22 protein-coding genes are annotated in these 16,993 nt (G+C 59.8%); 14 read left to right on the top strand and 8 right to left on the bottom strand.

Annotated features, from left to right (window positions below):
- Positions 1 to 32: 32 nt before the first annotated feature.
- From WA070_RS02380 to WA070_RS02360, 5 genes are all read right to left on the bottom strand, one after another.
- Complete coding sequence (locus WA070_RS02380; protein ID WP_169574387.1) at positions 33 to 449, bottom strand: hypothetical protein; 417 nt, start codon at positions 447 to 449, stop codon at positions 33 to 35.
- Positions 446 to 1,138 carry a carbonic anhydrase gene (locus WA070_RS02375; protein ID WP_328804677.1) on the bottom strand — a complete coding sequence of 231 codons (693 nt, stop codon included), beginning with the start codon at positions 1,136 to 1,138 and terminating at the stop codon, positions 446 to 448. The genes WA070_RS02380 and WA070_RS02375 overlap by 4 nt, the downstream gene beginning before the upstream one ends.
- The gene (locus WA070_RS02370) at positions 1,116 to 1,778 is read right to left on the bottom strand and encodes a peroxiredoxin (protein WP_422632607.1); all 663 of its coding nucleotides are present in this window, start codon (positions 1,776 to 1,778) and stop codon (positions 1,116 to 1,118) included. Before WA070_RS02370 ends, WA070_RS02375 begins: the two co-directional genes overlap by 23 nt.
- A 109-nt stretch (positions 1,779 to 1,887) precedes the next feature.
- Positions 1,888 to 2,511 carry a superoxide dismutase gene (locus tag WA070_RS02365; protein ID WP_340266527.1) on the bottom strand — a complete coding sequence of 208 codons (624 nt, stop codon included), beginning with the start codon at positions 2,509 to 2,511 and terminating at the stop codon, positions 1,888 to 1,890.
- Positions 2,512 to 2,516: 5 nt separating this feature from the next.
- On the bottom strand, positions 2,517 to 2,984 hold the full coding sequence (locus WA070_RS02360) for a hypothetical protein (RefSeq protein WP_133722793.1): 468 nt from the start codon (positions 2,982 to 2,984) through the stop codon (positions 2,517 to 2,519).
- Between the two features lie 93 nt (positions 2,985 to 3,077).
- On the opposite strand from WA070_RS02360, the gene WA070_RS02355 reads away from it, so the two are divergent.
- Genes WA070_RS02355 through WA070_RS02345 form a run of 3 tightly spaced genes read left to right on the top strand, consistent with a single transcriptional unit; the run spans position 3,078 to position 4,780 of the window.
- Complete coding sequence (locus tag WA070_RS02355) at positions 3,078 to 3,926, top strand: LysR family transcriptional regulator (protein ID WP_169574385.1); 849 nt, start codon at positions 3,078 to 3,080, stop codon at positions 3,924 to 3,926.
- Positions 3,923 to 4,408 (top strand): DUF6306 domain-containing protein, encoded by a 486-nt coding sequence (locus tag WA070_RS02350; RefSeq protein WP_133722791.1) that lies wholly within the window; start codon positions 3,923 to 3,925, stop codon positions 4,406 to 4,408. The genes WA070_RS02355 and WA070_RS02350 overlap by 4 nt, the downstream gene beginning before the upstream one ends.
- 9 nt (positions 4,409 to 4,417) lie before the next feature.
- On the top strand, positions 4,418 to 4,780 hold the full coding sequence (locus tag WA070_RS02345; protein ID WP_133722790.1) for a DUF488 domain-containing protein: 363 nt from the start codon (positions 4,418 to 4,420) through the stop codon (positions 4,778 to 4,780).
- A gap of 38 nt (positions 4,781 to 4,818) precedes the next feature.
- Here the strand turns inward: WA070_RS02345 and WA070_RS02340 are convergent, their stop codons facing one another.
- Positions 4,819 to 5,265 (bottom strand): Rrf2 family transcriptional regulator, encoded by a 447-nt coding sequence (locus tag WA070_RS02340; RefSeq protein WP_133722789.1) that lies wholly within the window; start codon positions 5,263 to 5,265, stop codon positions 4,819 to 4,821.
- Positions 5,266 to 5,356: 91 nt separating this feature from the next.
- Between WA070_RS02340 and WA070_RS02335 the strand changes: the two genes are divergently transcribed.
- The 8 genes from WA070_RS02335 (at position 5,357) to WA070_RS02300 (ending at position 11,739) form a co-directional block, all read left to right on the top strand.
- Positions 5,357 to 5,761: a group III truncated hemoglobin gene (locus WA070_RS02335; RefSeq protein ID WP_137903130.1), complete on the top strand. Its 405-nt coding sequence runs from the start codon at positions 5,357 to 5,359 to the stop codon at positions 5,759 to 5,761.
- Positions 5,762 to 5,778: 17 nt separating this feature from the next.
- On the top strand, positions 5,779 to 6,468 hold the full coding sequence (locus WA070_RS02330) for an alternative oxidase (RefSeq protein ID WP_133722787.1): 690 nt from the start codon (positions 5,779 to 5,781) through the stop codon (positions 6,466 to 6,468).
- 1 nt (position 6,469) lies between these two features.
- Positions 6,470 to 6,739: a DUF1971 domain-containing protein gene (locus WA070_RS02325; RefSeq protein WP_133722786.1), complete on the top strand. Its 270-nt coding sequence runs from the start codon at positions 6,470 to 6,472 to the stop codon at positions 6,737 to 6,739.
- Between the two features lie 45 nt (positions 6,740 to 6,784).
- Complete coding sequence (hmpA, locus tag WA070_RS02320) at positions 6,785 to 7,996, top strand: NO-inducible flavohemoprotein (RefSeq protein WP_422632606.1); 1,212 nt, start codon at positions 6,785 to 6,787, stop codon at positions 7,994 to 7,996.
- A gap of 14 nt (positions 7,997 to 8,010) precedes the next feature.
- Positions 8,011 to 8,484, top strand: coding sequence for a hypothetical protein (locus WA070_RS02315; RefSeq protein ID WP_133722785.1), 474 nt, complete (start codon positions 8,011 to 8,013; stop codon positions 8,482 to 8,484).
- Between the two features lie 26 nt (positions 8,485 to 8,510).
- Complete coding sequence (locus WA070_RS02310; RefSeq protein WP_133722784.1) at positions 8,511 to 8,825, top strand: hypothetical protein; 315 nt, start codon at positions 8,511 to 8,513, stop codon at positions 8,823 to 8,825.
- Between the two features lie 33 nt (positions 8,826 to 8,858).
- The gene (locus tag WA070_RS02305) at positions 8,859 to 9,209 is read left to right on the top strand and encodes a cupin domain-containing protein (protein ID WP_133722783.1); all 351 of its coding nucleotides are present in this window, start codon (positions 8,859 to 8,861) and stop codon (positions 9,207 to 9,209) included.
- Positions 9,210 to 9,411: 202 nt separating this feature from the next.
- Positions 9,412 to 11,739 carry a nitric-oxide reductase large subunit gene (locus tag WA070_RS02300; RefSeq protein ID WP_340266541.1) on the top strand — a complete coding sequence of 776 codons (2,328 nt, stop codon included), beginning with the start codon at positions 9,412 to 9,414 and terminating at the stop codon, positions 11,737 to 11,739.
- Between the two features lie 198 nt (positions 11,740 to 11,937).
- On the opposite strand, the gene WA070_RS02295 is transcribed toward WA070_RS02300, so the two are convergent.
- On the bottom strand, positions 11,938 to 12,174 hold the full coding sequence (locus tag WA070_RS02295) for an SDR family oxidoreductase (protein ID WP_235955112.1): 237 nt from the start codon (positions 12,172 to 12,174) through the stop codon (positions 11,938 to 11,940).
- A 77-nt stretch (positions 12,175 to 12,251) separates the two neighbouring features.
- Here WA070_RS02295 and WA070_RS02290 point away from each other — a divergent pair, with 77 nt between their 5' ends.
- The 3 genes from WA070_RS02290 to WA070_RS02280 all read left to right on the top strand — a co-directional run bounded on the left by WA070_RS02290 (position 12,252) and on the right by WA070_RS02280 (position 16,384).
- The gene (locus WA070_RS02290; protein WP_422632605.1) at positions 12,252 to 14,633 is read left to right on the top strand and encodes a heavy metal translocating P-type ATPase; all 2,382 of its coding nucleotides are present in this window, start codon (positions 12,252 to 12,254) and stop codon (positions 14,631 to 14,633) included.
- On the top strand, positions 14,630 to 15,016 hold the full coding sequence (gene cueR / locus WA070_RS02285; protein ID WP_137903125.1) for a Cu(I)-responsive transcriptional regulator: 387 nt from the start codon (positions 14,630 to 14,632) through the stop codon (positions 15,014 to 15,016). The genes WA070_RS02290 and cueR overlap by 4 nt, the downstream gene beginning before the upstream one ends.
- 303 nt (positions 15,017 to 15,319) lie before the next feature.
- Positions 15,320 to 16,384, top strand: a complete 1,065-nt coding sequence (locus tag WA070_RS02280) for a sensor histidine kinase (protein WP_422632604.1) — start codon at positions 15,320 to 15,322, stop codon at positions 16,382 to 16,384.
- Positions 16,385 to 16,599: 215 nt separating this feature from the next.
- Here WA070_RS02280 and WA070_RS02275 read toward each other — a convergent pair whose 3' ends face one another.
- Entirely contained in the window at positions 16,600 to 16,947 is a 348-nt protein-coding gene (locus WA070_RS02275; protein ID WP_422632613.1) for a Tn3 family transposase, read from the bottom strand.
- Positions 16,948 to 16,993: the final 46 nt, after the last annotated feature.

The raw sequence follows: 16,993 nt of genomic DNA, 5'->3' as shown, positions 1-16,993 counted from the left end.
GGATGATGATCAAAATGACGGAATGAGAATAATCACCTTGACGGTGACATCCCCTTGAGCCGCGCGTGCATGCGCAAGCACGCGGCGGATATCGCCAGCGGTTCCAGAACATGCCTCGCCGAAACTGCATCGTCGCTGCCGGGCCCGTAGATCCAGATGCGATCGGGCAGATCCGCATCGCGTTCCATCCAGTGGCCCGGTGGAACGAGGGTCGCCGCCGCTGCCTTCTCGCCGGAATATCGTAGCGCGCGAACGCGGCTACCGTCGCCATAGCGCCAAACCGCTATCTCAAGTTCTTCCAGATCCACCAGTCCGGGAAATACCGTTCGGGCAATTCGACCGTCCAGTTCCCGGCTGGCCGCGCTTGTCGCCTCGCAAAGGTGGGCGAGATCCCGGCATTCTCGGGCCAGGTTCGAGGTTCCTGCAGCACAGAGCGTCTGATCGCTCACAATATATTCTCGTCATCATCATCGTCGCGGACATGAGCCTTACCCACGGGGATGCGCGAGACTGGCTCGCAAACACTTTGCAGGAGGCCGTCGCCGATAGCGTAGATAAGCCCATGTACCGTCAGGTCGTGACCATCTCGCCATGCTTGCTCGACCACAGCATTGGCGCAGACCTGCTCAACCTGGGCGATGACGTTGAGCTCGCACAGTCGATCCTCGCGTGCCTGCTCATCCGGTAAAGCATGAAGCGCAGTGCGATGTTGCCAGTATAGGGCTCTGACGGGTGCAAGCCACGAACCGATTGCGTCGTTCGCAACGGCATTTCGAGCCGCGCGAATGCCCCCGCAGCCATAATGCCCCACCACCAGAACATGCCGGACGCGGAGCACATTGACGGCAAACAAAAGAGCGGCGTTGAAATTGGTATCGCTGGCCGGCACGAGATTGGCGATGTTGCGGTGGACGAACATTTCGCCTGGATCGAGATCGACAATCTCGGTTGCTGGAACGCGACTATCTGAACAACCCACCCAGAAATATCGCGGGCTCTGTTGACCGACGAGGCGTGCGAAAAAGCGAGGGTCGCTTTGGGTCTTCCGGCCCGCCCATTGCCGGTTTCGTTCAAGCAAATCGGCGATATCATCATTGCCGGCTTGTACGACTGATTCAGGCTGCAGCGGGTTGCTCACCGGCCGAACCTCCCTCGAGATCGACGATCCGCAAATATGGTTTGAGCGTCGCGTAGCCTTGTGGGAATTGTCGCGAGGCTTCCTCGTCCGACAGTTTCGGAGAGACGATGACTGGGTCGCCAGGCTTCCAATTCACAGGCGTCGCGACGCTGCGTCGGTCGGTCAATTGCAGGCTGTCGATCGTCCGCAGAATCTCGACGAAATTGCGCCCCGTGCTTGGCGGATATGTGAGGATGAGGCGGACTTTTTTTAGCGGATCAATGACGAAGACGGACCGCACGGTGACGGTCGGATCGCTCATCGGATGGATCATGCCATAGAGCTGCGCGACCGTTTGATCGTTGTCAGCGAGCATCGGGAAGTTGACCTGCTGCCCTTGAGTAGACTCGATATCGGCCTCCCAGATGCGGTGCGCTTCGACAGGATCGATCGAGAGGCCGATAACCTTGACATCTCGCCTGTCCCACTCCGACTTGAGCCGACCAACCTCGGCGAACTCGGTCGTGCAAACCGGCGTAAAGTCCTTGGGATGACTGAAGAGAACGCCCCACGAGTCTCCAAGCCATTCATGGAAACGAATGCGTCCTTCGGTGCTGTTCTGATCAAAATCAGGCGCTAATTGTCCGAGCTGAATACTCATGCTCATTCCTCATTTTTGCTTGGCTCCTTATCCGCGCGCAATACGCCTCCAACAAACGAATGTTATTGGTTGTTTGCAGCGATATTTTTGCGGAAAAAAACCGAGGCGCTTATTGGGTCTGGTCGACCCGAGCCGCACCCGCCCCGTCGAGATTGCGCGAAACGAAATCCCAGTTGACCACTTTAGACAGCAGTTCTTGTGCAAATTTTGGTCGTGCGTTGCGGTAATCGATATAATAGGCGTGTTCCCAGACATCGATGGTCAGCAACGGCGTCATGCCGTGCACGATCGGCGTATCGGCATCGTGAAGCGATGTGATCCTGAGCTTGTCTCCTTCGAGTATCAGCCAGGCCCAGCCGCTCGCGAAGTGACCGACAGCCTCAGCCGCCAGTTTTTGAATTAAATTTTGATGCGAACCAAAGTCGCTCTCGATCATCTTCAAGAGCTTCTCCGACGGCTTGGTCGAGTCCATGGGTGCGAGGCATTGCCAGAAGAAACTGTGATTCCAGACTTGGGCTGCATTGTTGAACAGCGGCTTGTCACCACCTTCTTTCGCAAACGCCGCAATATCGATGATCGTTTTACCCGCCAGACCCTTTTCGTCGATCCAACCATTGACCTTATCGACATAGGCTTTGTGATGTTTGCCATGATGATAGTCAAAGCTTTCAGCCGAGAGCACAGGTTCAAGAGCGGACCGATCGAAGGGAAGTGGGGGAAGCGTAAATGGCATGACAGTTAACTCCATGGATGATGCCCAATATGTGGCGATGCCGGCATGCTGCTTCCACGCTCTGTCGGATCACGCATTTTACCGTCGATCGCGAGGGGCTTCGTCACCGTCCGGTCATCGCGTAGGTGCGTGCTGTGAGGTTTTGCCTTGGGCCGTTTCGCGCCGGCGACAGGAAGGTCTGTCATTTGACCGATTGGTGGAAGCAACGAGCGCTTTAAGGGCGGCACGGCATCTTGTTGGCTTGTAGGTCGGCGGAAAAGAGCCCTGGCGCCATCGTCGGCGAGGAAAAACGCCGCGACCGGGACCGCGATCACGATCGCCAATGTAATCGTATCCGCACTGACGATTTCGCTCGCGCAAAGCCAGTATATGAGCTGCCCTCCTGCAGCGCACGCGACCGTTAAAAGGATCGGCCACCAGCGGCGAAAAGGGCGCGACGACGGAGCAGGCCGGATCGGTCCGGGATATTTCATGGTGGCGTGCCTCCTTGCCGACCCCTCGTTCCTCCTGCTATTGTCATCATGCAAATGAATATAATTGTTATTTAACCAGAAAATGAGTGCTGGATGGATATCGGAGTTGCGCGGACATTTCTGGAAGTTGTGAAAACGGGCACGTTTGTGAACGCGGCTGCCAATCTCAATCTCACCCAGACAGCGGTGAGTGCCCGAATCCGCGTGCTCGAAGAGCAGCTCGATCGGCCGGTCTTCATCCGTAACAAATCAGGCGCGAAGCTTACCCCGGCCGGGGAGCAATTCTTGCGATTTGCGACTACCCTTGTGCAAGTGTGGGAGCGCGCGCGCAGGTCGGTCGCATTGCCTCCCGGGCGCGAGAGCGTGGTGACCATCGGCGCTGAGCTCAGCTTGTGGAGCCCATTGCTACGTCACTGGCTGTTGTGGATGCGCCGCGAATGTCCCGAGTTCGCGGTAAGCACGCAGATCGATAGCGCGGGAAGTCTCATGGAGCAGGTCCAGGATGGCTCTCTCGATGTCGCGATCCTCTATGGCGCACCACGCCGCCCCGGTGTGATTGCAGAACTGCTTTTCGAAGAAAAACTGGTGTTGGTGCGCACCACGCCTACCGATCGGGTGCTAGGCGCTGAAGATCATGTCCTTATCGACTGGGGCGAAGAATTCGCTGCGAGCTATCAGGCGGCGTATCCCGATCAACCCAATTCCGTCGTTGCAATCAGCTACGGTCCGCTGGCCCTCGACTATATCCTCGCCACCGGTGGAACCGGTTACTTCCGCAAAGGCTTCGTACGGTCCTATCTCGAGGAAGGCCGGCTCGCGCTGGTGCCCGATAGTCCCGAGTTCTCTTATTCTGCCTATGCCGTGCATTCCACCAAGGCCGACGAAGGCGTCATGGCGCGCATTAGAACCGGTTTGCGGGCCGCTGCGGCTATTGCGTCATGAACGACGAGCCTGCCTCCCCTGTATGTTATGCATCCCAAGGCGATGACATCTACATGGGCTATGGTGGCCGTGACGAGATCGCTGCCGCGCTCAATGTCTTGCTAGAGGCCGAGCGCGCAGGGGCGCGTGTTACCCTCGAAAGCGCAAACGACGCCCGTCATCCGCCGACGAAGCATCTGATAAAGGCGGTCTATGAGGATGAAGCAAAGTGGTGCGGGATGCTGTCTGCCCAGATCAAGCGTATTGGGGTGATCCCATCTACGCATTGTGGCGCATTCTATGACAAGGCCATGGCCATCGCCGATTCACATGAACGACTCGCGTTCCTCAATCGCGGCCAGGCCTGGGTGGTGCGCAAGCTAGAAGAGCTGCTTCCACGCGTGCGCGACGATATTCTGCATGCTGCTCTGAGCGAGATGAGGGCCAGCCATGTCGAGAATATCCAGCGCACGGAAGAGTGCATCGCCGAGACGAAAACCTGAGCCGGGCCCATGGCTATCCCACCCCCAGTCCGGATCAAACGCGTCTATGCTCCTCCCGCTGAAAGCGATGGTAGCCGGATCCTTGTCGACCGGCTCTGGCCCCGCGGTCTGGGACGAGACACGGCAGCTTTAACGTCGTGGTGCAAGAGTATCGCCCCGAGTACTGAACTGCGCAAATGGTTTGGTCATGATCCGCAGCGTTGGGCTGAATTCAACCGCCGCTATTGCCAGGAGCTGGATGCCAACGGCGCTGCGGTCACTGAACTGGCGTCACTGCTCGATCGGGGGCCCGGCATTCTGCTGTACGCAGCCCATGACGAGCAACACAATCACGCGATCGTCCTTGCAGACTATATGGCAAAGCATCGCTGAACCGGCTTGGCGGTTCGCAATGGCCACAACACCCCATTTTAACCGGTCTGGGGCAAATCCCGATTCCTTGCGGCGCTAAATAGCATCCCAAGTTCTGCCGGTTTTGTGATGAGATCTGCCAGCGTGTAACCGTCCAGCACGTTTAGAAACGCGGCCAGCGCCTGCCGCAAAGCGCCCGTCAGCCCGCAAGCCGGGGCGATGATGCACTCACCGCAATCGACCAAGTCGAAACCATCCTCGGTGTGCCGTATGACCGCGCCCACTTTGATTTCCACTGCAGGCCTGGCGAGCTTGATGCCGCCAAAGCGGCCCCGTGCACTGGCCAGATAGCCCGCGTTCACCAGATCGTTGACCACTTTCATCAGGTGATTCTGCGAGATGTCATAGGCGCGCGATATCTCGGCGATGGAGCACAACGCATCGGGCCGCGCGCCCAGGTAAATGAGCACCCGCAGGGCATAGTCCGTGTAGCGCGTAAGCCGCATGCAATCTCCTTGCATTCATATATGCATTTCTCTTGCATCTTTCAAAGCCGCCTTATAGATGCATTCTCGATACATGAATTGGAGTCGGTCGATGGACGACGGGAATGAGATCACGGAGGAAGGCCTCAAGCGGCTTGTCTCCCTGTTCTACGAGCGCGTCCGCGAAGACGAATCGCTGGGTCCGATCTTCAACGATGCGATCGAAAACTGGCCCGAACATCTCGACAAGCTGGTTACCTTCTGGTCGTCGGTGATGCTGACCACTGGCCGCTACAAGGGCAACCCCGTGGCCGCGCATCTCAAGCACCGGACGCGCATAAGTCCCGAGCTGTTCCAGCGCTGGCTGGCGCTTTGGAACAGCACCACGGCCGAGGTGTTGGAGCCCGGTGCAGCCGCTGCGCTGCAGAGCAAGGCCGCGCGGATCGCAGAAAGCCTGCAACTGGCGCTCTTCTTCAAGCTCGATACAAAAACCAAACCAGACCGCGCGGCGGCCTGACCGTCAAGGAATCCGTCATGCCAACCGCTCCCTTTGTTGACCTTAGCGTCCACTGCAAACCGCGCGGTCCGTCCGATCGCATCGCGCTGGCCTTCACCAAGATACTGCGGTTCACGGCCGACACATTCTTCGCCAAGCGCTACGGCCACCGTGCCATCGTGCTTGAGACTGTAGCGGCGGTGCCGGGCATGGTCGGCGCAACGCTGACGCACCTGCGTTGCCTGCGGCGCATGTGCGATGACAAGGGCTGGATCCGCACCTTGATGGAGGAAGCGGAGAACGAACGGATGCACCTGATGACCTTCATCGAGGTGGCCAAGCCGACGATGTTCGAGCGGCTCGTGATTCTGGCCGTTCAGTGGGTCTTCTACCTCGCCTTCTTCACGCTCTACCTGGTCAGCGCCAAGACCGCACACCGCGTGGTCGGATATTTCGAGGAAGAGGCGGTGATCAGCTACACGCTCTATCTCGCCGAACTTGACGAGGGCCGTTCCCCCAATGGCCCGGCGCCAGCAATCGCGCGGCATTATTGGAAGCTTGGAGACGATGCGACCTTGCGCGACGTGGTGCTCCTGGTCCGCGCCGATGAGGCACATCACCGCGATATCAATCATAGCTTTGCAAACGAACTAGCCGGATTGCCGGTCAACCATGCGGCGGTGGCGCCCTATCCGGACCACGCCGACGACATTCGGTTGGCAGCCTGACATGGCCGAACCCTATCGCTCAACCCCGGTGTTCGACGAGACCAGCCTCCCTGCGGCGCTGCGCGCGCGACACACGACCAAGGCCGGGGTCTGGGGCATGGTTCGCGTGCTCGAAGGCACAGTGAAACTGACCTATCTCGAGCCGACTTCCGAACTTCTGCTTGATCCCGACACCCCGGGACCATTGCTTCCCGAACAGCCCCATTTTGTCGAACCAATCGGCGCGATGAAGATGCGGGTCGATTTCTACAGTGAACCGCCGGGCGGCTAACCCCGCCCGCCCCAGCCTACCCCATTATCACGACAGGAGACGTTGATGTCACAGACACTCAGCGAGCGCACGATCGCGCTCGTCAAAGCCACGGTTCCCGCACTCGAAGCCCATGGTCTCGATATTGTCCATGAGATGTACGCGCGGATGTTCGAAAATCCCGAGATTCGCGACCTGTTCAACCAGTCGCACCATGGTGACGCGGGGTCACAGCCACGAGCCTTGACCGCCGCGATCCTCGCTTATGCTGCGAACATCGAGAATCTGGGCGCTCTTGCCCCAGCGGTCGAGCGGATTGCGCAAAAGCATGTCGGTCTGCAGATCCTGCCCGAACATTATCCCCATGTCGGTGAAGCGCTGCTCGGTGCCATCAAGGCCGTGCTCGGCGATGCCGCCACCGAAGAGATTCTCGCTGCCTGGGGCGAAGCCTATTGGTTCCTGGCCCATATCCTGATTGCACGCGAAGAGCGGCTTTACAAGGAGCACAGCACGGCCGACGGCGGTTGGGCGGGCTGGCGCACGTTCGCGGTCGACGAGGTCCGTCCCGAGAGCAGCGTCATCACCTCGTTCATCCTGCGCCCCACCGATGGGCGTCCGGTTATTCGCCACAAGCCCGGTCAATATCTGACCTTCTGGCTCGAGATTCCCGGGCATCCTCCGGTCAAACGCAATTATAGCATTTCACAAGCAGCCAATGGCGAGACCTATCGTATCTCGGTCAAACGCGAGCAGATGGGTCTCGCCTCGGGCTGGCTGCACGACCAGGCGAAGCCCGGCACCGTGCTCAAGGTGGCCGCGCCCGCAGGCGAGTTCTTCCTGACGGACAATCCCGAACGCCCGGTCGTGCTGATGTCCGGCGGAGTCGGCCTGACCCCGATGGTGGCAATGCTCGAAGCCATAGCGCAACAGCATCCTAACCTTCCCGTCCAATATCTTCATGGAACACTGGATGGCTCGACCCACGCACTGGCCAATGACGTCCACGCGCTCGCAACCGGTCACCCGAACATCCGCGTCACGAATTTCTACCAGACACCACGGGCAGAAGACGTTGCGGGCCGGGACTATGACCATGATGGCTTGATCGACGAGCCGTGGCTCACGGCCCATACGCCGATCGAAGAAGCAGACTATTACCTATGCGGCCCGCGACCGTTCCTGCGCGCGTTCGTCGCCACCTTGTCGCTCGCTGGCGTCGCATCGGACAGAATTCATTATGAGTTCTTCGGCCCCGCCGACGAACTACTCGCCGCCTGAAGGGACCGACCGACATGGATGACCTCACCATCGCGCGCATGATCCATATCCTGGCCGTCATTTGCTGGATCGGCGGGGTTGCGTTTGCAACCACCGTGGTCATCCCGTCGGTCAAAGCCCTGCCGTCATCGGAGCGGCTGACTGCCTTTCACCGCATTGAAAGCCGGTTCGCGCCGCAAGCGCGCATCTGGCTTCTCTTCGCGGGCGCAAGCGGCCTGTGGATGATCCAGCGCGGAGGAATGTGGGATCGCTTCGGTGATCTCCATTTCTGGTGGATGCACGCCATGCTATGCGTGTGGTCGATCTTCTTTGTGGTGCTGTTTATCGTTGAACCGCTGATCTTGCGTCGCCGGTTCGAGGTTTGGGCGGCAAGATCTCCGGATGGAGCGTTCAGGCTGCTCCACCGCGCGCATGTCCTTCTACTTGGTCTCAGCCTGGTTACCGTAATCGGTGCGGTTGCCGGAAGCCGCGGGTTTTCGCCACTTTAGATAGCCGATGAAGGAGTCCGACCGTTGTGCCTGATACCGAAAACAGATCGATAGATCCCGAACGCATCGAGGCGGTCGCGCACGCCGTCCATGCGCTTTGCCACGGACGATCCGATGTATCGCTAGCGGCGCATGTGGCGGCGGCGGTCGCCCAGCATTTTGCAGGCACCGCACCGATGACGGATTCTATTCTCGCGCAACGCGCTGCGCTGGAAACGGCCGTAACAAAGAGGGTGGAGCAGCTACAAGAGAGCCAAGCCGAGTCCGACGCAATCGACGAGGCATCGCGGGAATCCTTTCCTGCCAGCGACCCGCCCGCATGGATTTCAGGCCGACATTGACCGCTTCAGACAACGGTAGAAAGATAATTGATCATGGCACTTCATCACGCGCAGCACGGCGAGATCGTACATCTCTCAGGCTTGGGTGTGGGCGGAGATGATGCCCACACGACCGCCCTCGTCAAAACCGAGGCCTTCGAGGCGATCCACCTCCTCGTGCACGCTGGCGCCGTAATCCCGCCGCACCACGTTGCCGGGCAAGCGACGCTCCACTGCCTGCGTGGCAGAGTGCATGTATTGCTCGGAGACGCGAAGGCCATCCTGGAGATCGGCGACTGGATGTATCTCGATCGCGGCGAGGAGCATGGCATCGAAGGCATTGAAGATGGAGCCTTGCTGCTCACGATATTGTTCGAGCACCCAACTGTCTCAACCGTAAGCTGAGCGCATGCGAACTGCGATCATCATCAGCCGTTTTCGGCTGTTCTTTATGAGAGGCACCTTCCACTCTCCGCGCTGCCCTGCCTTCAACCGCCAATGGCGGGGCGTCTATCAGTCTACGGTCAGCTGGGCCCATTTCGGATGTTGAACGTGTGCCGGACCGTTCAACTCTTTCTAACCCTTCGGTTTCGCCAGGAGACGCGCAATGGACGAAGCCGCCCAACCCAAATTTGATCCTGAAGTCAGCCCCTTGTCGAAATGGTGGCTGCGATCGGTCCTGATGGTGATGATCCTTGGCTTTGTGGGGCTTCTGGCGATCACCATGCTCTCCTACCGGAACGCGCCACCCATCCCCGATACCGTGATTGATGCTCACGGAGAGACCCTGTTCACAGGTGATCAGATCCGCTCGGGACAGGCCATATTTCTGCGCTATGGCTTGATGGACAATGGCACGATCTGGGGACATGGGGCCTATCTTGGCCCTGATTTTTCAGCCGAAACGCTGCATCAGATTGGTGAGAGCCTAGCCACCTCCCTGGCACAACAACAATTCGCCAAGGCTTTGAACGCACTTACCCCTATCGAGACAGGGTCGATCCGCGGTCAGGTCGCCGTCACGCTGAAAACCAATCGTTTCGATCCTGCCAGCAACACTCTTCGCCTGACTGCGCCGGAGGCTATTGCCTACCGCGCGCAGACAGCCCGCTGGACATCCTATTTCATCAACCCAGCGCGCAACGGCGGTCTCGCGCCCAAGCTCATCACCGATCCGGCAGAATTGCGCGACTTGACTGCGTTTTTCTGCTGGACGGCCTGGGCGTCGGTCACCGATCGGCCTGGGGCGGATTATTCCTATACCAACAATTTTCCCTATGATCCCGGCGTTGGCAATGTCGCTCCGGCCGGGGCGCTCCTCTGGAGCACGCTTAGTCTGATCGCCCTGCTCGGCGGCATCGCGGCAGTACTGCTTGCATTCGGCAAATTCGATTATCTGGGCTGGATTACGCGGGGCCATAGCGCCACGCCGCAGGTGATCCCGGGACAGGCAAGCCCCGGCCAGCGCGCCCTCGTCAAATTCTTCGTTGTCGTTTCCTTGCTGTTTCTGATGCAGACGCTCGTAGGTGCTGCGGTTGCGCATTATCGCGCCGATCCAGGAAGTTTCTACGGCTTCCAGCTTGAGACTATCTTTCCGAGCAACCTGATGCGCATCTGGCACTTGCAGACCGCAATCTTCTGGATCGCAACGGCCTATGTAGCCGCCGCGCTGTTTTTGGGCCGCTCGCTGCGCGCCGACGAACCCCGCTGGCTGCCCGCAGCCATCCATCTTCTGTTCGCGGCTTTCGCCATCGTCATCGGCGCCAGTCTCCTTGGCGAATGGGCGGGCATCTCCGGGTGGCTTGGCGACTGGTGGTTCCTGTTCGGAAACCAGGGCTGGGAATATCTCGAGATCGGCCGCTTCTGGCAGTATCTGCTCGTTGTGGGACTATTGGCGTGGTTCGCGCTGCTCTGGTGGATTGCGCGGCCCAGCCAGGTCTCCAACGTCCATGCACGGCCGATCGCCCGGATGTTTCTGTTCGGCGCGCTGGCCATCCCCGTCTTCTACGTTCCCGCCCTCTTTTTTGGCGCCAAGACCAACTTTACCGTGGTCGATACCTGGCGCTTCTGGATCATCCATCTGTGGGTTGAAGGATTCTTCGAATTCTTCGCAACCACCGTAGTCGCGCTGATGTTGTTCCAATTGGGCCTCACGGGCCGGAACACAGCGCTGCGGGTAATTTATCTCGACGCGATCCTCTATTTCCTCGGCGGGCTGATGGGGACGGGGCATCACTGGTATTTTTCAGGACAGACCCAGATCAACATGGCGGCATCAGCGCTTTTCTCCGCGCTGGAGGTCGTGCCTCTGACATTGCTGACGCTCGACGCATGGGATTTTGTCCGCACGACGCGCAGCGAAACCGACAAAAGTGGCGTCGCCTCGGCGCTACCCCATAAATGGACGTTTTATTTCCTCATGGCCGTGGGATTCTGGAATTTCCTCGGCGCCGGAGTCTTCGGGTTCATGATTAATCTGCCGATCGTGAGCTATTATGAGGTTGGAACCATCCTGACGCCCAATCATGGCCATGCCGCTATGATGGGCGTCTTCGGCATGCTCGCCCTTGCCCTGATGGTGTTTGTGCTACGCCAGACGACTGACGTCGCGCGCTGGCCGAGCATCGAGAGATACGTCCGCATCGGGTTCTGGGGGAGCAACATCGGGCTCGCCTTGATGGTAATCCTGAGCTTGTTCCCTGCCGGAGTTTTGCAGGTATGGGATGTGCTGCAACATGGCTATTGGCACGCACGAAGCATCGCTTACACTGGCAGCAATATCGCGCGGCAGCTCGAATGGATGCGCTTACCCGCCGATCTGATCTTCATCATTTTTGGCGCCATTCCACTGATGATCGCTGCGCTGAAGGCCTATTGGGGGCTCTACATCAGGCCGCTCGATTCTCTTCAGATTAAGCTGCCCCCTCCACACTGACAGTCACTCCATTTGCCGAGTGTCGGATTGGTTCTCGTGGAGCAGCCAATTCTGCTATCCAGCCAGCTGCTGAGCGCGCAGGCATCAATCAGACCTTACGGAGCAAATAATGCGGACCGCTCTGTGGGGAAGCCCGCCCAGGACCTTGAGAATGGCCTATGTGCTCTCGAGAACGCTATCAGAGTCGCCTTGTCGCGGTCAGAGCGACCGTCCGCCATCGACCGAGATAGATGCACCAGTGACGAACGCACCAAGGTCGGTGCTCATCCAGAGCACGGCGTCGGCGATCTCCTCCGGCTTGCCCAGTCGGCCAAACGCCGCGAGGTCGATCGCCAGTCCGTTGATCTGCAGCGCGATGCGCTGATCGCGACAGGGGCGTAGATGAGCGGTACGTGTATTCGGCCAGTTCGCCGCGATGAAGCCCCTCGCCGCCAAATAGATAATTACTCGCGGCCCTTGACCCTGACACGATGTCAAACCCTAGATAGGGGGCGTCGATAAGGAGAACGGGAATGTCCGAGCCAAAATCCACGGCACATGACAGCCAAAATCATGTCTGCTGCGCGGGTCACGCGAAGAATGCGGTCGATCCCGCGGGTTCTCAGCAAGCCGTCGATCCTGTTTGCGGGATGACCGTCGATCCGGCGACGACTCAGCATCACGCCGAACATGACAGCACGGCCTATCATTTCTGCAGTGCCGGCTGCCGCGCCAAGTTCGTTACCGACCCGGCACGCTATCTTTCGAAGGGCGGGCAATCGCAGCCGGAAGTGTCTACGACCGCGATCTGGACCTGTCCGATGCATCCCGAAATCCGTCGGCCGGGACCAGGAGCCTGTCCGATCTGCGGCATGGCGCTCGAACCCGAGGTCGCGACGGCCGAGGCCGGACTCAGTCCCGAACTCGTCGATATGACGCGGCGCTTCTGGATCGCTCTGGCGCTCACTGTGCCCGTGTTCCTGCTCGAGATGGGCGGGCATCTGTTCCCGGCACTGCACCACCTCGTCTCCGAGCGGATATCGGGCTGGATCCAGTTCGCGCTGGCGACCCCCGTTGTGATCTGGGCGGGCTGGCCGTTTTTTGAGCGCGGCTGGGCATCGCTCCAGACGCGAAACCTCAACATGTTTACGCTGATCGCGATGGGAACAGGGGTCGCCTGGGCTTATAGCGTGGTGGCAACGCTCGCACCCGGCATATTCCCTGCGGCGTTCCGCATGATGGACGGTACGGTCGCGATCTATTTCGAGGCCGCTGCGGTCATCACCGTCCTTGTGCTTCTCGGACAGGTTTTGGAATTGCGCGCCCGCGAGCGCACCTCGGGTGCGATCAAGGCGCTCCTCAATCTCGCGCCGAAGACCGCCCGCCGGATCATGGCAGACGGTGGCGACGAGGAAGTCGCGGTCGACCTGATCGCCGTGGGCGACAGACTGCGCATTCGCCCCGGCGAAAAGGTGCCCGTGGATGCCGTGGTTGAGGATGGCCGCTCTTGGATCGACGAGTCGATGGTCACAGGCGAATCCATGCCGGTGACGAAAACTGTCGATGCTCATGTGGTCGCGGGAACGATGAACCAGACCGGATCGCTCATCGTGCGGGCCGACAAGGTTGGCCGCGATACGATGCTGGCGCGGATCGTCCAGATGGTGGCGGACGCGCAGCGTTCGCGCGCGCCGATCCAGCGCATGGCCGACAAGGTCGCGGGCTGGTTTGTCCCGGCGGTGCTCGGCGTCGCGCTGCTCTCGTTCGCACTATGGGCGATATGGGGTCCGGAGCCGCGACTGGCGCATGGCCTTGTAGCCGCTGTCGCGGTGCTGATCATCGCCTGCCCCTGCGCCCTGGGCCTCGCGACGCCGATGTCGATCATGGTCGGTATCGGCCGGGGTGCGGGCCTTGGCGTCCTGATCAAGAATGCCGAGGCGCTGGAGCGTATGGAGAAGGTCGATACGATCGTCGTCGACAAGACCGGCACGCTGACCGAAGGGCGACCTTCGGTGACAAGCATCGTGGCGATGGATGGCTTTTCGGAGCACGATCTTCTTCGTCTTGCGGCGAGCGTCGAGCGGGCGTCGGAGCATCCCCTGGCGCTCGCGATCGTTGCGGCCGCGAAGGATCGTGGCATCCCAGTTCCCGAGGTCTCCGACTTCGACTCGCCCACGGGCAAGGGCGCGGTCGGCACCGTGGACGGCAAGCGCATCTTTCTGGGCGGCGCGGCCTATCTCCAAGAGAGTGGCATCGACGTGTCGCCAGCGGCAGCAAGGGCCGATGAGTTGCGGGCGGACGGGGCGACGGCGATTTTTGCCGCCATTGACGGCCGGGTCGCCGGGATCCTGGCCATTGCCGATCCGATCAAGACGACTACGGCGAAGGCGCTGGTCGCCTTGCGGAAGGAGGGCGTGCGCGTGGTCATGCTGACGGGCGACAACCGGACGACCGCCGAGGCGGTGGCCCGGAAACTCGGCATCGACGCGGTTGAAGCAGAGGTGCTGCCCGAACAAAAGAGCGCCGTCGTCCTGCGCCTGCAACGTGAAGGCCATGTCGTCGCCATGGCCGGCGATGGGGTGAACGACGCGCCGGCGCTGGCGGCAGCGGACGTCGGCATTGCCATGGGCTCGGGCACCGATGTTGCCATTGAAAGCGCCGGAATAACGCTACTCAAGGGCGATCTCAATGGCATCGTGCGGGCGCGACGGCTGAGCGAGGCGACGATGGCCAACATCCGCCAGAACCTGTTCTTCGCCTTCATCTACAATGCGGCTGGCGTCCCCATTGCCGCCGGGCTTCTATACCCAGTCTTCGGCATCGTTCTGTCGCCAGTGATCGCCGCTGCCGCGATGGCCCTGTCATCGGTCAGCGTCGTCACCAACGCGCTGCGTCTCAATCGGGTAAAGCTGTGAACATCGGCGGCGCGGCGGCGGCGAGCGGGGTCTCGCAGCGGATGATCCGCCACTACGAGAAGATCGGGCTTATCCCGTCGCCACCGCGACGTGACAGCGGATATCGTGACTATTCGGAAGCGGACATACATCGCCTGCAGTTTATCGCGAATGCCCGGGATCTGGGATTTCCGATCGAGGAAATCCGCGTGTTGCTCGATCTCTGGTCCGATCGCGATCGCGCCAGCGCCGAGGTCAAGGCGCTGGCGGAATCGCGCGCCGCAGACCTCGGTCGGAAGGCCGATGCGCTCAACGCCATGCGCGGAGCATTGCTAGACTTGGCGAAAGACTGCCACGGCAATGATCGACCAGAATGTCCGATACTCACGCGTTTGGCTTCCTGACGCTCCAGCTCGTCGAGAAGCGTGCCAATCAGCATGGGGCCAGTCGCTCCGATCGGATGACCGAGCGCGCATGCGGGACCACCGATAGCAAGCTCGAAGATCCAATGTCGTCGCCTAAAATAGGGTAAGCATAGGCAAGGCGTCGGCAGCGTGGTAGGTTGATTTATCACCCGACCTCCTCTGCAGGCGTCCTGTGACAGAGGGATCATCGTGCCTTCGCCTGCAAGTGCAAGGCCGGACAATGACGTTTGCCGATTCCCTCAACATCGCAACGGGCTGACCGGAGTGCCGACAACACTTCCTGTGCGGAACCTCGAAGAGGCGAATCTGCTCGCTCATGCGATTGTGAACACGATCCCCGAGCCCTTTCTCGTCCTCGACGCCGATCTACGGGTGCTTGAGGCAAGCCGCTCCTTCTACGAGATTTTCAAGGTTGCGCCTGGGCAGACGCAGGGCTGCCTGCTCTATGCTCTTGGCCATGGGCAATGGGACATTCCCGCGCTGCGGTTGCTGCTCGAGACGATATTGCCTGAACGAGTAGCAATGGACGGGTTTGAGGTCGATCACGATTTTCCGGTGATTGGCCACCGCATCATGCTGCTTAACGCCCGCAAAGTCCTGTACGACGAGAGCGATACCATGGCGATTCTTCTCGCTTTTCGCGACGTGACCGAACGGCGCGCGATCGAACAGGAGAAGGAAGCCCTGCTTAAACGCTCGGAAGAATTGCGGCGGCAGAACGAGGTTTTGCTGCAGGAGATGAAGCACCGCGTCGCCAACAGCCTTCAGATCATCGCCAGCATTTTGATGCTGAAGGCGCGGGCGGTTTCCTCCGACGAGACGCGTTTCCATCTCCAGGATGCGCACCAACGGGTAATGTCGGTCGCGGCTGTGCAGCAGCATCTCGACATGTCCGATGGCATCGACCAGATCGAGGTCGGCAGCTATCTCCAAAAGCTATGTACCGGTCTTGGCACGTCGATGATCGGCGACAGCCAGCCCGTAACGATAACCGTGAGCTCCGACACCGGCATGATCCCGTCAGCGAAGGCAGTGAGCCTAGGGTTGATCGTCACCGAGCTCGTGATCAATGCGCTCAAATACGCCTTTCCCATTCATCACCCCGAAGCAACGATCGATGTGCGCTATGCGATCGATCAGGACGATTGGACGATGATCGTTTCGGACAATGGTGTCGGCAAAGATGCCGACAAGCCGCCGAAGGCCGATGGTGGCCTCGGCACCACGATCGTGGCGGCGCTCGCTAAGCAGTTGGATGCCAAAGTCACGATGACGACCAGCCCGGCAGGATTCAGCGTTACTGTCGCACGCGCAGCGGCAGCGACACCGCTGCTGCAGGGGGCTTAACCGCGATGCGTAAGGAGCCGTTGCCAACGCCTTTACCCGCGTTTCGTTTTCTCGCCCCCGGTGCCTTCTCGCCGAAGCGGAACGGTCGGCAGCGGAGCGAGTTGCGCATGCCGCGCTGCCTTCTTTCACCCTTCTGGGGGTTTCCGTAACATTTCCACTAAAAGTAGCGGTAGTTAGAATGGCGGAAAACAGCCATTTTTGACGCTTCTATTTTTCTAAGTATTTGAATTTACAGAGCTGGGAGCTTTTTGGACTTTTCCGGTGCCGTTACGCACCAATTGGTGGTGTGGCTCGATGGTGAAACGCATGACGCCCTTCATGTTGATGTGACGGTGCGCGACTGGCGCGATATGCGTCAGATGCTCAGTTGGGTAGAGGGCAGGATTGGCCTCAATTTCGGTCTGCATCGCCGCAGTATTCCAAGCCAGCACGACGTTGGTGAGCAAGGAGAGGGCCCCGCTGATGGCGTTTGCATCATCCTGGGCTCGGCCATGCTTGGCCTCGATCCGTCCGGTCAACAATGCGCGCTGCAGGGCATGGAGCGATTCACCCTGGGCAAGCAGCCGATGAACCTCGCGCCGGAATTCTGGGTTGACGAGATAGTCGAGC

Source organism: Sphingobium sp., from assembly GCF_049304695.1.
Classification (GTDB): Bacteria; Pseudomonadota; Alphaproteobacteria; order Sphingomonadales; family Sphingomonadaceae; genus Sphingobium.
The sequence above is the reverse complement of the archived record's forward strand: the minus strand, read 5'-3'. Positions and strand labels throughout refer to the sequence as shown.

Excerpts from the sequence above, each read along its gene's own strand:
- WA070_RS02370 (WP_422632607.1), bottom strand. The coding sequence starts at position 1,778 with ATGAGTATTCAGCTCGGACAATTAGCGCCTGATTTTGATCAGAACAGC.
- WA070_RS02365 (WP_340266527.1), bottom strand. The coding sequence starts at position 2,511 with ATGCCATTTACGCTTCCCCCACTTCCCTTCGATCGGTCCGCTCTTGAA.
- WA070_RS02360 (WP_133722793.1), bottom strand. The coding sequence starts at position 2,984 with ATGAAATATCCCGGACCGATCCGGCCTGCTCCGTCGTCGCGCCCTTTT.
- WA070_RS02355 (WP_169574385.1), top strand. The coding sequence starts at position 3,078 with ATGGATATCGGAGTTGCGCGGACATTTCTGGAAGTTGTGAAAACGGGC.
- WA070_RS02350 (WP_133722791.1), top strand. The coding sequence starts at position 3,923 with ATGAACGACGAGCCTGCCTCCCCTGTATGTTATGCATCCCAAGGCGAT.
- WA070_RS02345 (WP_133722790.1), top strand. The coding sequence starts at position 4,418 with ATGGCTATCCCACCCCCAGTCCGGATCAAACGCGTCTATGCTCCTCCC.
- WA070_RS02340 (WP_133722789.1), bottom strand. The coding sequence starts at position 5,265 with ATGCGGCTTACGCGCTACACGGACTATGCCCTGCGGGTGCTCATTTAC.
- WA070_RS02335 (WP_137903130.1), top strand. The coding sequence starts at position 5,357 with ATGGACGACGGGAATGAGATCACGGAGGAAGGCCTCAAGCGGCTTGTC.
- WA070_RS02330 (WP_133722787.1), top strand. The coding sequence starts at position 5,779 with ATGCCAACCGCTCCCTTTGTTGACCTTAGCGTCCACTGCAAACCGCGC.
- WA070_RS02325 (WP_133722786.1), top strand. The coding sequence starts at position 6,470 with ATGGCCGAACCCTATCGCTCAACCCCGGTGTTCGACGAGACCAGCCTC.
- hmpA (WP_422632606.1), top strand. The coding sequence starts at position 6,785 with ATGTCACAGACACTCAGCGAGCGCACGATCGCGCTCGTCAAAGCCACG.
- WA070_RS02315 (WP_133722785.1), top strand. The coding sequence starts at position 8,011 with ATGGATGACCTCACCATCGCGCGCATGATCCATATCCTGGCCGTCATT.
- WA070_RS02305 (WP_133722783.1), top strand. The coding sequence starts at position 8,859 with ATGGCACTTCATCACGCGCAGCACGGCGAGATCGTACATCTCTCAGGC.
- WA070_RS02300 (WP_340266541.1), top strand. The coding sequence starts at position 9,412 with ATGGACGAAGCCGCCCAACCCAAATTTGATCCTGAAGTCAGCCCCTTG.
- WA070_RS02290 (WP_422632605.1), top strand. The coding sequence starts at position 12,252 with ATGTCCGAGCCAAAATCCACGGCACATGACAGCCAAAATCATGTCTGC.